At 62.1% G+C, this 13,564-nt stretch carries 15 protein-coding genes; 2 read left to right on the top strand and 13 right to left on the bottom strand.

The features are described 5' to 3' along the window. Positions 1-68: 68 nt before the first annotated feature. The 11 genes from ACTQ1S_RS04295 to ACTQ1S_RS04245 form a co-directional block, all read right to left on the bottom strand. Positions 69-1,211: an aminotransferase class V-fold PLP-dependent enzyme gene (locus ACTQ1S_RS04295; RefSeq protein ID WP_441053907.1), complete on the bottom strand. Its 1,143-nt coding sequence runs from the start codon at positions 1,209-1,211 to the stop codon at positions 69-71. Then, on the bottom strand, positions 1,208-1,459 hold the full coding sequence (locus ACTQ1S_RS04290; RefSeq protein ID WP_427795782.1) for a DUF3343 domain-containing protein: 252 nt from the start codon (positions 1,457-1,459) through the stop codon (positions 1,208-1,210). Before ACTQ1S_RS04290 ends, ACTQ1S_RS04295 begins: the two co-directional genes overlap by 4 nt. Before the next feature lie 18 nt (positions 1,460-1,477). Then, positions 1,478-2,104, bottom strand: a complete 627-nt coding sequence (gene yedF / locus ACTQ1S_RS04285; protein ID WP_441547142.1) for a sulfurtransferase-like selenium metabolism protein YedF — start codon at positions 2,102-2,104, stop codon at positions 1,478-1,480. Positions 2,105-2,164: 60 nt separating this feature from the next. Beyond that, positions 2,165-3,214 carry a selenide, water dikinase SelD gene (gene selD / locus ACTQ1S_RS04280; protein WP_441053911.1) on the bottom strand — a complete coding sequence of 350 codons (1,050 nt, stop codon included), beginning with the start codon at positions 3,212-3,214 and terminating at the stop codon, positions 2,165-2,167. Positions 3,215-3,298: 84 nt separating this feature from the next. After that, the gene (locus tag ACTQ1S_RS04275; protein WP_441053913.1) at positions 3,299-3,739 is read right to left on the bottom strand and encodes a BadF/BadG/BcrA/BcrD ATPase family protein; all 441 of its coding nucleotides are present in this window, start codon (positions 3,737-3,739) and stop codon (positions 3,299-3,301) included. A 7-nt stretch (positions 3,740-3,746) separates the two neighbouring features. Continuing rightward, positions 3,747-4,097, bottom strand: a complete 351-nt coding sequence (locus ACTQ1S_RS04270; RefSeq protein WP_441053915.1) for a 2-hydroxyacyl-CoA dehydratase — start codon at positions 4,095-4,097, stop codon at positions 3,747-3,749. 117 nt (positions 4,098-4,214) lie between these two features. Then, positions 4,215-5,285, bottom strand: coding sequence for a sulfate/molybdate ABC transporter ATP-binding protein (locus tag ACTQ1S_RS04265; RefSeq protein WP_441053917.1), 1,071 nt, complete (start codon positions 5,283-5,285; stop codon positions 4,215-4,217). 3 nt (positions 5,286-5,288) lie between these two features. Further along, a complete protein-coding gene (gene modB, locus ACTQ1S_RS04260; protein ID WP_441053919.1) occupies positions 5,289-6,770 on the bottom strand; it encodes a molybdate ABC transporter permease subunit in 1,482 nt (493 codons plus the stop codon). A gap of 115 nt (positions 6,771-6,885) precedes the next feature. Next, positions 6,886-7,758 carry a molybdate ABC transporter substrate-binding protein gene (gene modA / locus ACTQ1S_RS04255; protein WP_441053921.1) on the bottom strand — a complete coding sequence of 291 codons (873 nt, stop codon included), beginning with the start codon at positions 7,756-7,758 and terminating at the stop codon, positions 6,886-6,888. A 205-nt stretch (positions 7,759-7,963) separates the two neighbouring features. Next, positions 7,964-8,443, bottom strand: a complete 480-nt coding sequence (locus tag ACTQ1S_RS04250; protein WP_427794485.1) for a MogA/MoaB family molybdenum cofactor biosynthesis protein — start codon at positions 8,441-8,443, stop codon at positions 7,964-7,966. Positions 8,444-8,453: 10 nt separating this feature from the next. Beyond that, complete coding sequence (locus tag ACTQ1S_RS04245; RefSeq protein WP_441053925.1) at positions 8,454-9,716, bottom strand: molybdopterin molybdotransferase MoeA; 1,263 nt, start codon at positions 9,714-9,716, stop codon at positions 8,454-8,456. 210 nt (positions 9,717-9,926) lie between these two features. Here ACTQ1S_RS04245 and ACTQ1S_RS04240 point away from each other — a divergent pair, with 210 nt between their 5' ends. Both ACTQ1S_RS04240 and ACTQ1S_RS04235 read left to right on the top strand, forming a co-directional pair. Then, positions 9,927-11,348: a chloride channel protein gene (locus ACTQ1S_RS04240; RefSeq protein WP_441053927.1), complete on the top strand. Its 1,422-nt coding sequence runs from the start codon at positions 9,927-9,929 to the stop codon at positions 11,346-11,348. An 87-nt stretch (positions 11,349-11,435) separates the two neighbouring features. After that, a complete protein-coding gene (locus ACTQ1S_RS04235) occupies positions 11,436-12,398 on the top strand; it encodes a diacylglycerol/lipid kinase family protein (RefSeq protein ID WP_441053929.1) in 963 nt (320 codons plus the stop codon). Between the two features lie 87 nt (positions 12,399-12,485). On the opposite strand, the gene ACTQ1S_RS04230 is transcribed toward ACTQ1S_RS04235, so the two are convergent. Together ACTQ1S_RS04230 and ACTQ1S_RS04225 are read right to left on the bottom strand one after the other, a co-directional pair. After that, positions 12,486-12,866 (bottom strand): peptide chain release factor family protein, encoded by a 381-nt coding sequence (locus ACTQ1S_RS04230; protein ID WP_441547141.1) that lies wholly within the window; start codon positions 12,864-12,866, stop codon positions 12,486-12,488. An 83-nt stretch (positions 12,867-12,949) separates the two neighbouring features. Further along, positions 12,950-13,528, bottom strand: coding sequence for a xanthine phosphoribosyltransferase (locus ACTQ1S_RS04225; protein WP_427727567.1), 579 nt, complete (start codon positions 13,526-13,528; stop codon positions 12,950-12,952). Positions 13,529-13,564 lie beyond the last annotated feature (36 nt).

The following is a 13,564-nucleotide window of genomic DNA, read 5'->3' as shown; positions in this document are numbered from 1 at the left end:
ATACCCTGTATAAGCGACAATGCGGGAAGGTTGCGCAAACGGTTTATCTAAGGGCACAGAAGGTTGGTCTAATCGCAGCTCAAATCGCGGAGCGCGTCAATCGCGGTGTCGACTTCCCTGTCCGTGTTGAAATACCCAAACGAGAAACGAACGACACCCTGACGCTCAGTCCCGAGCGCGCGGTGCATGAGCGGGGCACAATGGGCGCCGGGGCGCGTCGCAATCCCCCAGCCTTGCATGAGCGCGTCCGAGATCTGGGCAGAGTCGATATCGCCCACGTTAAGCGAAACGATCGCCGAGCGCATCGGCTGGTCAAAGGCGCCGTAGAGCGCAATGCCGGGGATTTCGCGCACGCCGGCAAGGAAGCGCTCTGCAAGCGAGCGCTCATGCGCCGCAATCGCCTCGACCCCACCCTGGGCCTCGATAAAGTCGAGGCCGGCAGAAAGGCCCGCGATACCGTGACCGTTGAGCGTGCCCGCCTCAAGGCGCGTGGGCCACTCAAGCGGCTGCAGCGCATCGAAGCTGTGAACGCCCGTGCCGCCCATGGCCCACGGTGCCACGTCAATGCCTTCCGCCACGGCTAGGCCGCCGGTCCCCTGCGGACCCATAAGCCCCTTGTGACCGGTAAAACACACAACGTCGAGCCCCATGGCGTGCATATCGATATGCGCCGTGCCGGCAGACTGCGAGGCATCGACGATCACCAACGCACCTGCCGCATGGGCCATGGCCGCTACGCGCGCAATGTCGACCGCGTTGCCGGTCACATTGGAGGTGTGCGTCACCACCACAGCACGCGTGTCCGGCGTCACCAACCGCTCGAGCTCGTCGTAGTCGAGCACGCCGTTCGCGTCGCAGCCCGCATGCTCAACCGCCACACCCTGTACCGCCGACAGGCGATTGAGCGGGCGTAACACCGAGTTGTGCTCGAGCACCGTCGTGACCACACGGTCGCCGGGGCGCACCACGCCACAGATGGCGGTGTTGAGCGCAGCCGTGGAGTTGGGCGTAAAGCACACATGGTCCGCTCTCGGGCAACCCAAAAGGCGCGCGAGCTTGGCACGGCAACCGTGAATCGTACGAGCCGCATCGAGAGCACCCGACGTGGCGCCGCGCCCGGCATTGCCGAGCGAGCACATCGCCTGCGTCACGGCATCGATGACCGCCTGCGGCTTATGCATGGTCGTCGCCGCGTTATCCAGATAGATCATCGCACGACCTCCCACATGTCAATCACCGTAAAGCCCTCGGTGGGAACACCGGCTGCGGCAAGCTCGGCGCGCAGCAGCTCCTCATCGGCAGGCAACGCCTTCCACGCCAAGCCGCAGCCGGCAGCGACCTCCCCGGGCACGGGAATCGTGCGCCCGGGAAGGCCGCGCTCGATGCATAGGGTCTCGCACCCCATGGCGGCCGCCGTGGTGGGAAACGTGATGACAAGCGCCGGGCGCTTTTCTCTCATGGCAATCCCGCCCAAACGCTACGGGCGCACGACGCGCACGGCCTGCTCCATCTTCTCCACGATCACGTACATGTTGGTGACCTCGCCCACCGCAAGCTGGTCTTTAATGCCAAAGTGGTCCAGGCAGGTACCGCAAGTGAGAATCTCGACGCCCTGCTCGGCCAGGCCCTTCAGGTCATCGAGCACCGGCGAGCCCTCGACGGTGAGCTTGGCGCCGCCGTTGTAGAACAGCATGGTCGCGGGCAGCTCCTCCTGCTGCGTCACGGCAAAGATAAACGCCTTCATGAGCTTGTGGCCCAGCTCGTCGTCGCCACTGCCCATGCAGTCGGTGTAGACGGAAATGACGAGTTTGCCCTTGCCGGCGCTGGCATCACAGAAGGAAGCGCCATCCTGCTCGGGGTCCGCAACGGCCACGGCACCGGCGGTCGCCACGGTCACGTGCCACTCGGCGTCAGAAACCTTCTCGACCGAGGCCGTGCAGCCCTTCTCCTGCGCCATCTTGGAGATGTTCTTGACGGCGGTCTCGTTATCGACCGAGGTCACGACAACGCCCTCGCCATCGAGTTGCTTGAGCGCCTTAAGCGTCTTGACGACGGGCAGCGGGCAGGCATCGCCCATGGCGTTGACTTCAATCTTGGTAGACATAGCCTTTCCTTTCGAAAGAACCGTTCTAGAGAACGGTAAACAGTTACATAAACGTGCGGGCTAGCGGACAACGAGGACGGCAGAACCACCTGGCACCGGCTCGCACACGCGGCCGACGACGGAGGCAACGCGCCCCTCGGCATGCAGACGGCGCGCAAGCTCATCCACATCGGCAGCAGGTGCCGCGATAAGCAGGCCGCCCGAGGTCTGCGGATCGTACAGCGCGTCGAGCATCCCCGGCTCCAGACCATCGTCGACTGCCACGCGCGGGCCAAAGAAGTCCTGGTTGCGGTAGGCGCCGGCAGGGATAATGCCAAGGCGTGCCATGTCGAGCACCTGGTCAAAGAGCGGCACCGCCCCCGACACAAGCTCAATCTGCACGCCCGAGCCCTCGGCCATCTCGCACGCATGTCCGATCAGGCCAAAGCCCGTGATGTCGGTGCAGCCATGAAGCTCGAGGTCCTCGGCCAGACGAATCGGAGCCTCGTTGAGGGTCCGCATCGAGTCAAACATGGCTGCGGCCTCGTCCTGTTCGATGAGCTCGCCCTTAATGGCCGTAGTGATGATGCCCGAGCCGATCGCCTTGGTCAGCAGCAGAACATCGCCCACGCGTGCGCCGCTGTTGGCGAGCATACGGTCAAGCGCGACAAAGCCACTCACGGACAGGCCGTACTTGGGCTCGTCGTCGTTGATGGTGTGGCCGCCCGCGATGGCACAGCAGGCCTCGACGCACTTGTCGGCGCCACCCGCCAGAATCTGGCCGGCAACCTCAACGCCCAGGCAACTGGGTATGCAAAGCAGGTTCATGGCATGGCTCGGCCGTCCACCCATGGCGTATATGTCCGACAGCGAGTTTGCCGCGGCGATCTGGCCAAACAGGAACGGGTCGTCGACCATCGGTGGGAAGAAGTCGATGGACTGCACGAGGCCCAAGTTATCGCCAACGCGGAAGACGCTCGCATCGTCGGAGGTATCGAACCCCACGAGCAGGTTGTCGTTATGCACATTGGGTAAGTCGCCCAGGACCTGGGCGAGGGCTCCAGGAGCCAACTTAGCGGCTCAACCGCTCGCGGCAGTCATCTGCGTGAGCTTCATGAGATCGTCAGCCATCGATACCTCCTCTCATCGGTCAATCAGTTCCTCCCAGTATACGCATGACGGCGCCGAGAGCGGGCAATTTATCGCACCGGCCCCCTACGCGAGCGCCTGGGCTCGAATGGCCGCGCCGATGGCACCGGCAAAGCGGGCCTGGGGCGAGGTAGTGACCGGCGAGCCCACCAATGCGCCAAGACGCTCGATGACATAGGCGTTTTCGCACAGACCACCGGTCAGATAGTACGGGGCGCCCGCGGCTTGCGAGGCCATGGTCGCCACACGCGACACGACGCTCTCGATCACACCGCGGGCAATGTTCTCGCGCGGCTCGCCGCGGCCGATCAGGCTAATGACCTCGCTCTCGGCAAACACCGTGCACATGCTGCTGATCTTGGTGGGCTCGCCGGAACGCGCCAGGTCGGCAGCCACGTCATAGCCAGCCGCTGCCAGTGCCTCGCGCAGCCGCTCGGAAGCATCGACCGAGGAGAACCCGGTTGGCTGCACGCAGGTCCACGTCACCGAATCCACCCCATCGACCACAGCGGCCTTAGCCGCCGTAGAAGCCCTCGAGCTCCTCCTTGAGCAGGCGGCACTCCTCGTACCAGCCTTCACGCTCGTAGGCGCGGTCGCGACCCTGAGGAAGATGCAGAATGTGCGTGCGCTTAAGCTCCCCCAGCAGCTCGTACATCTTCTTCTTGCCGTCGCAGGCGGTCTCGCCGATGATCATGTCGCTAAAGTACGTAAACGGGCACTTTTGCGAGTAGGCAAAGCCGTACGTCGACTTGATGAGCGGGCAGAGGTTTGACGGCAGCACCTTCTCGGCCTCGGGAATCACCTCGTCGGACGTACCGCACAGAGCCACGCTTGCAGCCCCCGCGGCATCGTCGTACGACAGCATCGTGTGCCGTCGTTTAATAAATTGATTGCTTGATTGATAAGAGTTTGTCATCCCTCATTCGGCGAACGGCAAAAACAAAGCCGCCGAGGCTTATATCCCCGACGGCATTACCCGGCGCTATCGACAAACCAAATGGATCCTACTGGCATCAAAATGCATGCGCAGCGTCTCGCCTGCTTGTGGCAGCTCGTCGACAGGCATGCCCACCTTGTTGACCTTCCACTGCAGACGCGTTGGCGCATCGACGCGCGGTACGTCCAGCAGCACCAGCCGCTCAAAGCGCGAATCGCTCACACGGGCCACGTGCAAATCATAGCTATTGCGGCCCCGCTCGGCACGGTTGTCAACATGGAAGTAACTTGCGCGAATGCCCAGGTACACCACATTATCGGGAACCTCGCGACCCACGTTAAAGGTCATGCCCCAGTCGAGCGCCTCAACTTCCTCGGGCCCGATCTTTCGTGCGCGGCTTGTGTTCTTACACCCCGTCAGACGCAGTGCCGCCAGCGTCTGCGGACGGCGGACCACGTCCTCGACGGAGCCGATCTCCTCCACATGCCCGTTATGCATCACGCAGATGCGCTGGCAGAGGCGGCACGCTTCGTCGATGTCGTGGCTCACGTAGAGCACGGTGCGGTTACAGACGTCAAACAGGTCGAGCATGTTCTGCTCGAGGGCGCTCTTAAGATAAGAATCGAGCGCGCTCATGGGCTCGTCGAACATAAAAACGCCCGGATGCGCCGCCACCATGCGGGCGAGCGCCACGCGTTGCTGCTGACCGCCCGAGAGGCGTGCGGGATAGCGGTCGGCAAAATCGGCCAGACCGAAAATGCCCAGATAGCGCTCGGCAAGTTGCTTGCGCGCCACGGCGTCGCCTGCGTCCTTTACGCCGGCACATACGTTATCGGCCACCGTCATGTTGGGAAACAGCTGATAGTTTTGGAACAGCAGGGCACATTTTCGCTCCTGAGGCGACAGGTTGATGCCCGCCGCCGAGTCAAAAAAGGTCACACCGTTGACGACGATCTTGCCCTCGTCGGGCGTCTCCACGCCGGCAATGCAGCGCAACGTACAGCTCTTGCCGCAGCCCGAGGCGCCCAGCAGCGCCACACGCTCCTCGCCGGCCTCAAGCTGCATGTCGAGTGTAAACCCGGGATAGTGCTTTTTGATGTCCAGAACGAGCGACATGGCCTATCGACCTCCCTGCAAAGCGGCGTCATCGCGCATGAGCTCGACCAGCGCCTCGCGATCGATACGCAAGGCATCGCCGCCCGCCGGGTCGAGTGAATCGCCCCGTCCGGCGAGATCTTTGGCCTGCTTGCGCTCCGCACGGGAAAGGCCCCGCTCGCGATACTTTTGCGAATGAGCGGTGTACATATTGATGAACAGGATGACTAGGAAACAAAACACGATTACGACGATGACCCAAAAGAGCGCCACCGACGTGTTGCCGCCCATCCATTCAAAGTAAATGGCGATGGGAATGGTCTGCGTAATACCGGCGTAGTTGCCCGCAAAGAACAGGGTGCAGCCAAACTCACCCATTGCGCGGGCAAAGGCGAGCACCGTGCCGGCGGCGATGGAGGGCCAGCCGAGCGGCATCATGAGCTTGGTAAAGATGCGACGCTCGGACCATCCCAGCGTGCGCGCCGCATCGAGCATCTGCGTGTCGAGGCTCTCGAAGGCACCGAGTGCCGTACGATAGACGAGCGGGAACGACACCACCACGGCAGATATCACCGCCGCCGGCCACGTAAAGACGATCGAGATGCCGTGCGCGATAAGCCACTGGCCCACCCCGGTCGAGCGGCCAAACAGCATGAGGAGCAGAAAGCCGCAGACCGTGGGCGGCAGCACCATAGGAATCGTAAAAACCGAATCGAGCAGGCCCTTGATGCGACTCGAGGTACCCATAGTCTTCCACGCGGCGAACAGCCCCAGCGCAAAGGAGATCAGCAGGGCAAGGCCGCTCGTTTTTATGGACACCCAAAACGGGCGATAGTCGATGTCGCCCAAGAAGGCTGCGGCGCGCTCCGCCAGCGACGGCGGCACCGTCGTCGACACGTCCGCATACCGCACGAGGGCGGCGTTATCGCTCCACAGGACGCCGTCACCCAAATCTAGCTCGGCATTCGCGGCGTCGGCGGCATTCACTACCGTGTAGTAATCGCCGTTGCCGCCCTTCACCTTAAACTGATAGCGGTAATCGCTCTGCACCAGCGCGTTATCCGAGGTAAAGACCCATTCGAGATTAGAGTCCTCCAGCAACGCACCACCCATGGAGTGCGACTTGTCGAGCCCCACGAGCATCTTCTTGAGCGCCTTTTGGTCATCTGCCTTTGAGATATCGAGCCCCGCGTCTTTGGCGGCATGGGCGTCGAGCCAGACCACGATGCTCTCAGGCGTCGTCACCGTCACGAGGGTCGTCTTCTTGTAGATAGGAAAACGGTAGCCCTCGGGCTGACCCGCAAACGAACGGGCCGTGCCCTTGGCATTGCGCTCAAACGCGTTGAGGCCAAACCCGACGCCATCGATAAGCGCGGAATCTTCGGTCGCCTGGCAGCCATCGGCGGTGGTGAAGAGTGCCTCGGCCCGAGCAACCCCGGGCGGTGCGGTCAGCACGCACAGAACCGCAGCCAGCACGGCGAGCAGGCGAATCGTTTTCCTTGGCACGGGCGACTCCTCAAACACAGGGCAACGGCGCGCGGACACGCCGGTTCAATCAAAAGGGCGGGCGATCGCGAGAACGCCCGCCCTCAAGCATATCGTTATGCAGCGATGTTGCGAACTACGCGGAAAGCTCAAAGCCGTACTTAGCCCAAATCTTCTGGGCTTTCTTGTTGGTCAGGCAGAAGTCGATGAACGCCTTGGCCTCGTCGGCGTGCTCGGAGCTATCGGCGACAGCGCCAGGATACACGATGGTCTTGTGCGAGTCCTCGGGGCACACGAAGGCCTCCTCGATGCCGTCGTAGCGGAAGATATCGGAGCTGTAGACAAAACCGGCCACGCAGTCGCCCGTAGAGACGTAAGACGCAGCGGTGCCGACCTTGTCGGCCAGAGCCACCTTGTCGGCGAGATCGGGTGTATACTCGCCGTCGTCGCCCTCGGTGCCGGTGTAGAGGCCCACGGAGGCCAGGGCCTGGTTGGCGTACTTGCCGGCGGGAACGGTCTTGGCGTCGCCGATGGCGATCTTGCCGTCCAGGTTCGCGACGTCGGCGATGGCCTCGACCCTGGTGTCGGAGCCCTCGGCGCGAATGATCACGAGGTCGTTGACGAACATGTCCTCACGCGTGTCGGCGTCGACGAGCTCGGCGGTCTCAGCGTCATCCATGGTGCCCTTGGAAGCGGTGATGAGTACGTCGACGGCGGCACCGGCGCGCATATGCTCGACAAGGTCGCCAGACGCCTTAAACTGCGTGTCGGCAAACGTGGTGCCGGTCTGGTCGGTATAGAGCTTCTGAACCTCGGGCAGGGCCTTCTCGAGCGAGTTGGCAGCAAAGACTTGCAGCTCAACAGCCTTCTTGGAAGATGCCTTAGCAGAACCGGCATCGGAGCCAGTCGGCCCAGACGTCTTGCTGCCGGAACAGCCGGCAAGCCCAAGGCCGGCAGCGGCGACAGCGGAAAGTGAAACGAACCCTCGGCGAGAAACCGTATCGAACATGTTCAACCCTTTCGAACGCTACGCCCGGGCACCCCGCCGCAAGCTTTATTCTGTTACTAGATTATACTTTTGCGCGAATAGTGTTTGTGATAAATATTTCTCGTCTAATAATTTTCCTTTACCGATAACCACGAGACGGCCCGCACTGTCGCTGCATAAAAAAGGCGGAGCAGCCCGTAAGGTCACTCCGCCGCAGGTAATGCGCTTATTTGGCGTGCCCGCCCCCCGCCGTCATTTGAGCTGCGTGCTCCAGCTGGTCGCTCACAGCCTCCCAGCTTTCGCGGGCCGCTTTCGTTGATCCCGGAAAGTTGATGACAAGCGTATGCCCACGCTGCATGCACACGGCGCGCGAAAGCATAGCGCGGCGCGTCTTGGTCATGGAGTACGCACGGATTGCCTCTGCAATACCCGGTACATCGCGGTCGCAGACGGCACGCGTCGCCTCGGGCGTCACGTCACGCATCGAAAGGCCCGTGCCGCCGCAGGTGAGCACGACATTGGCGTGGCACTCATCGGCCGCTTCCACAATGGCATCACCGATCTCGCTGACGTCGTCGCGCACGACCACATGCGAGGCGACCGTCCAGCCCTGTGCCGCGATGAGTTCCTCGAGCGCAGCACCCGCCTCGTCCTGGGCAAGATCGCGCGTATCCGAGCACGTCACAATCGAAATCTTCAACTCCATAGCGTTCCTCCTATAGCACCGCGCCCTCAGGCAAGTCGACACGCACGACATCCACGACGTCGCCCGCCTTGAGGTCACACGGGCCTTCGTCAATACGCAGCAGGCAGTTGGCCCGCTGCATCGTGCCGAGCAGCGCCGAATTCTGCGTCTTGGCCTCGGTCACCAACAGCTCACCGGTCTCGGGGTCGCGCAAAACCGTGGCACGATCGAAGAAGCGGCGATGCTGTCGCTTCTTCACGCCGTGTGTGAGCTTCGCCTGCTGCACGGGACGCACGCCCTCGGCAAAGCCGCGCATCTTGCGGATCGCCGGGCGGGCGAGCATCTCAAAGCCCACATACGCCGCCGCGGGATTGCCCGAAAGTCCCAAATATGGCTTGCCCCCCAGCAGACCAAACGTGATGGCCTTGCCGGGACGCATCGAGATGCGGTCGAACAGCACCTCGCCCTCGCGCCGAACGAGCGCCGTCACATAGTCGTAATCACCCGCAGAGGCGCCACCACTCGTAATGACAAAATCGCACTCCTGCGCAGCGTGATGCACCAGCTCGGCAATCGCCTGCTCATCATCGGGCGCAATGCCGTAGAACACGGGCTCGGCTCCTGCATCGAGCGCCTCGGCCATCAACGCCGACGAGTTGGAGTCGCGAATCTGCCCGCGCGCCGGCACGTTACTCGGTGCGACCAGTTCCGTCCCCAGCGAGATAATGCCCACGCGCGGCGCGGCATGCACCTTCACGCTCGCATACCCGGCGCTCGCCAGCAAGCCGGCGCCCGCCGAAGCCACAACCTCTCCAGCGTACATCACGACGTCGCCAGTATGCGCTTCCTCAGCAGCCGATCGAACGTTCTCCCCCACCTTGGCCGGCGCCGAGAATCTCACACGCGAACCCTCGTTGCCGTCACCGTCGAGCACATCGACGATCTCGTACTTCACCACGGCATCGGCACCTTCGGGTACCGGCGCGCCCGTCATGATACGAACCGTGTCGCCCGCGCCGATTGCGCCCTCAAAGACATGGCCCGCCGCCTCGTGCCCCACGACAGAAAGCGTCACGGGCGCATCGGTGGACGCTTTGGCGAGGTCGACGGCGCGCACGGCATATCCGTCCATAGCGCTGTTGGCAAACGGCGAAATGTCGATATCGGCCACCGCGTCCTCGGCCAAGGGGAGACCGGCGGCTTGCCACACGGGAATCTCGACGAGATCGGTCGGAGCAACGTGCGACAGAACAATCGACTGCGCGTCCTCCAGCGGAATGAGTTTCTCTGCCATATGCACCTCTTAATGCCACAGCGCACAACGGGGGCGCCAATTCTTTATGCTTGTCTCAGTATAATCCCCTGCCGCACGGCGGCGAAACGACCCACGTTCTCGAATACATCTGTCGGCCGCAAGCCGCGAAACAGAACCGAAACCAACCTGCCGGTTTGTCACGTTTGGCACGTTCTATAATGCTCGTGTTGCAACCTAAAAGAGGAACGTATGGCTTTTACCGACAAACCCGAAAGCGCAAACGAGGCGCAGGATCATTCCCAGCCGCTCGACGACGGCGGCTTTTTCTCCCTGAACGACGTCATCATGGCAGGCAGGCAACAGCTCACCCGCTCCGAGCATCTCTTGGCTGCCGACACGCGCCGCAATGCCCACAACCTACTCGCGAGCGCTAAGTTGCTCGTGCTCGTCGTCATCGTCTCGCTCGCCATGGGCGTTGCCGCTTGGGCGTTTTTGGCCTCGTTGAATATCGCGACCGACTATCGCGAGCACCATACGTGGATTTACGCGCTGCTTCCCGTTGTGGGCGTTGCCACCGCATGGGCGTACAAAAACCACGGTCTTGCCGCCAAACGCGGTAACAACCTGGTCATCGACTCCGCTCTGGGCACACGCCTCATCCATAAGCGCATGGCCGTCCTCACCTTCGTCTGCTCCACGCTCACGCACCTAACGGGCGGATCGGCCGGTCGCGAGGGAGCCGCGGTGCAGATTGGCGGCACCATCGCCAGCAACATCTCAAGCCTCGCCCACCTCAAAAAGCATGACCACCACGACCTCATGCTCGCCGGCATCTCGTCGGCCTTTGGCGCCGTATTCGGTTCGCCCCTTGCCGGAGCTTTCTTTGGCATGGAGATGTGCTTTATCGGCAAGATCGACTACACCGCAGGGATCTACTGCCTGGTCGCCTCGTTTACCGGCTACTTTACATCACTCGCCCTGGGTACCGAGTACGAAGCGAATGCCATCGCCAGCGTTCCCGCCATGACGCCCAAAACGGTCGTTATCGTTGTTATCAGCGCCATTATCTTCGGTCTGACGGCACGCCTCTTTGCCTGGTCGGTTCGAACCGTCAAGAGCCTGTACGGTCGCTTTATCACCAATTACCTCGTTCGCGCACTTATAGGCGCACTCGTGGTTTTGGCTGTCTATGCCCTCCTCGACGCCTGGGACTACGCCGGCCTTTCCACGTGGCTTTCGGGCGCCGGGTTTGCCGGCAACACCACCCTCGCCGACGCCGTCATCAAGCTCATCGTAACGGCACTCACCCTGGGTGCCGGTTTCCAAGGCGGCGAGGTCACGCCCCTGTTTGGCATCGGTGCGGCACTCGGTGGCTGGATCGGTTGCCTTACCGGGCTCGACCCCAGTTTTCTGGCGGCTCTCGGCATGCTCGGCGTGTTCTGTGCCGGCCTTAACGTGCCCATCACCACCTGCATGATGGCCATCGACCTGTTCCACGGCACGGCCGCCGGGTTCTTTGTCATCGTGGCCTTTATCAGCTATCTCGCCGGCGGACACCGCGGCGTGTACCCTGCCCAGCGCATCATCTCACCCAAGCGCCGTTCGCTTATAGTGGATGAGGGCGGTACGGTAGCGGATGCTATCGAGCGCCACAACGACCTGATAGAGTAGACGTAAGTATTCGCCGTGCAGCCACAATCGGGGGGCAATTCGACCCGAGCGCGACCGCACCGTCACGCCATACGCCGGGAGTCGCCCATGCACGCAACTGATTTTGGTCGCACGCTCATCATCGCCAACCCAGCCGCCCAATCGGGTGCGGCGCGCGAAGTTGCCGAGCGCCTGCAACGCTTTTTGGACATGGCTGCACGCGCATCCCAGTTTGACCTGGTATTGACCGAGCGTATGGGGCACGCCAAGGAGCTGGCCGCACAGGCTCAGGGCTATCGCACCGTTATCGCCCTTGGCGGCGACGGCGTGATCCACGAGGTCGTCAACGGGCTTATGGCACAAAAGGAGGACCCCCGCCCCGCTCTTGCCATCCTACCCGTGGGTTCCGGCAACGATTTTGCCCAAACGCTCGGTATAGAAGATTTCTCCGGCAAGGATTTTGGCGCGCTGCTCACCTGCGAGCTGCAGCGTCAGGACATCGGTCGCATTCGCTCATGGAACCCCGCAAGCGGTAGCGGCGAGGCTTGCGTTGAGTACTACGACCAGACGCTCTCCGTCGGTATTGACGCCGCCATCGGCCTGGGCACCACCGAGCTGCGCAAAAAGACGGGCCTCACCGGCGCTCCGCTCTACACCCTCTCGGGACTTGAACAGTTTGGCCTGCGCTATCGCAACTACCCCATGACAGTCAGCTTTGACGGCGCGCCCGCCGAGCGCGTGAGGGCGATCATCATGGCGATTCAGCTGGGCCCCACGTATGGCTCGGGCTATCGCATCTGTCCCGACGCCGACCCGTGCGACGGCATGCTCGACGTTTGCTACGCCTGCGGCCCCGTTCCGCGCGCGGTCGCGCTTCCCATGTTCCTTTCGGCCAAGGACGGCCACCATACCAAGTTGCCGCCGGTTTGCATGCGTCGCTGCCGCCATGCCGAGCTCACCTTTGAGGAGCCCGACTACCCCATCCAGGCCGACGGCGAACCTGTTATCGCCTCGCGCATCGAAGTCGACATCCTACCCGGCGCCCTCCAAGTCTGGCGTCCAACCCGCTAACCACCCCTAAGTTGCGGTGAAATAGGGACTGTTTATGCAGGTAAAGCCGCAAAACAGCCCCTATTTCACCGCAACTTATCGAGAAGATCACTCCTCCCCGCCCGGCTTGCGGCGGTTGGCCTTTTTAATGGCGTTGAAGTGCTTGTCATTAAGTCCGCGCTGGCGAGAGCGCTGAGGCACCTTGGTCTTTACGCGTCGACGCGGTGAACGCCCGCGACGCTCAAGCTCAGCGTGTAGCTTACGCAAACAGCAGCTACGATTTTGGAACTGACTGCGACTCTCGCGCGCCGTCACGGTAATCCCCGTAGGGATATGTTTCATGCGCACCGCCGAGTCCGTCGTGTTCACGCCTTGCCCGCCCGGACCCGTCGCGCGAAACACCTGCACCTCGCAATCGCGCGCCAGCTCCTCGACCGACATCTCGGCATAGCGCGCATACTCACGCCATCCCATCTTGTTCTCATCCATATCAACACCTCCCCTCATACAAAAAATGTGACAAAGGGACACCCCCTTTGTCACATCGCATACCAATCGCTTGTGTTGCGCGCTTAGGCGAAGGTGATCTCGCCGTTCTCACAGTCCATATCGGCGATACGGGCCAGGCTCTCAACACGGAAGCCGCGCTCGCGGAGCTTATCGCCACCGCCTTGGAAGCCCTTCTCCACCGCAATGCCAATGCCGGACACCTCGGCACCCGCAGCCTCGCAGATCTTGATAAGACCCTCGAGCGCGCATCCGTTGGCCAGGAAGTCGTCGATAATCAGGACCTTGTCGCCCTCGGACAGGAAGCGCTTGCCAACGATGACCGGGTACTCCTTCTGCTTGGTAAAGGAGTAGATGGTCGTGGCATACTGCTCGCCGTCGAGGTTGATGGACTGCGCCTTCTTGGCAAAGACCACCGGCACGCCGCCAAAATGCTGGGCTGCGATGCAGGCCATGCCAATGCCCGAAGCCTCGATCGTAAGGATCTTGTTAATCTCGACATCCTCGAACAGACGGGCCCACTCGGCGCCCATGTGGTCAAACAGCTCAACGTCGCACTGGTGGTTGAGGAAAGCATCAACCTTAAGGACATTACCGGCCTTTACGATGCCGTCATGGCGAATACGGTCCTCAAGCTCCTGCATGGCGCAACCCCTTCTCGCGGCAACGATACCGCGCGA

Source organism: Collinsella sp. LCP21S3_D3 (genome assembly GCF_052118305.1).
In the GTDB taxonomy this organism is placed as follows: domain Bacteria; phylum Actinomycetota; class Coriobacteriia; order Coriobacteriales; family Coriobacteriaceae; genus Collinsella.
The sequence above is the reverse complement of the archived record's forward strand: the minus strand, read 5'-3'. Positions and strand labels throughout refer to the sequence as shown.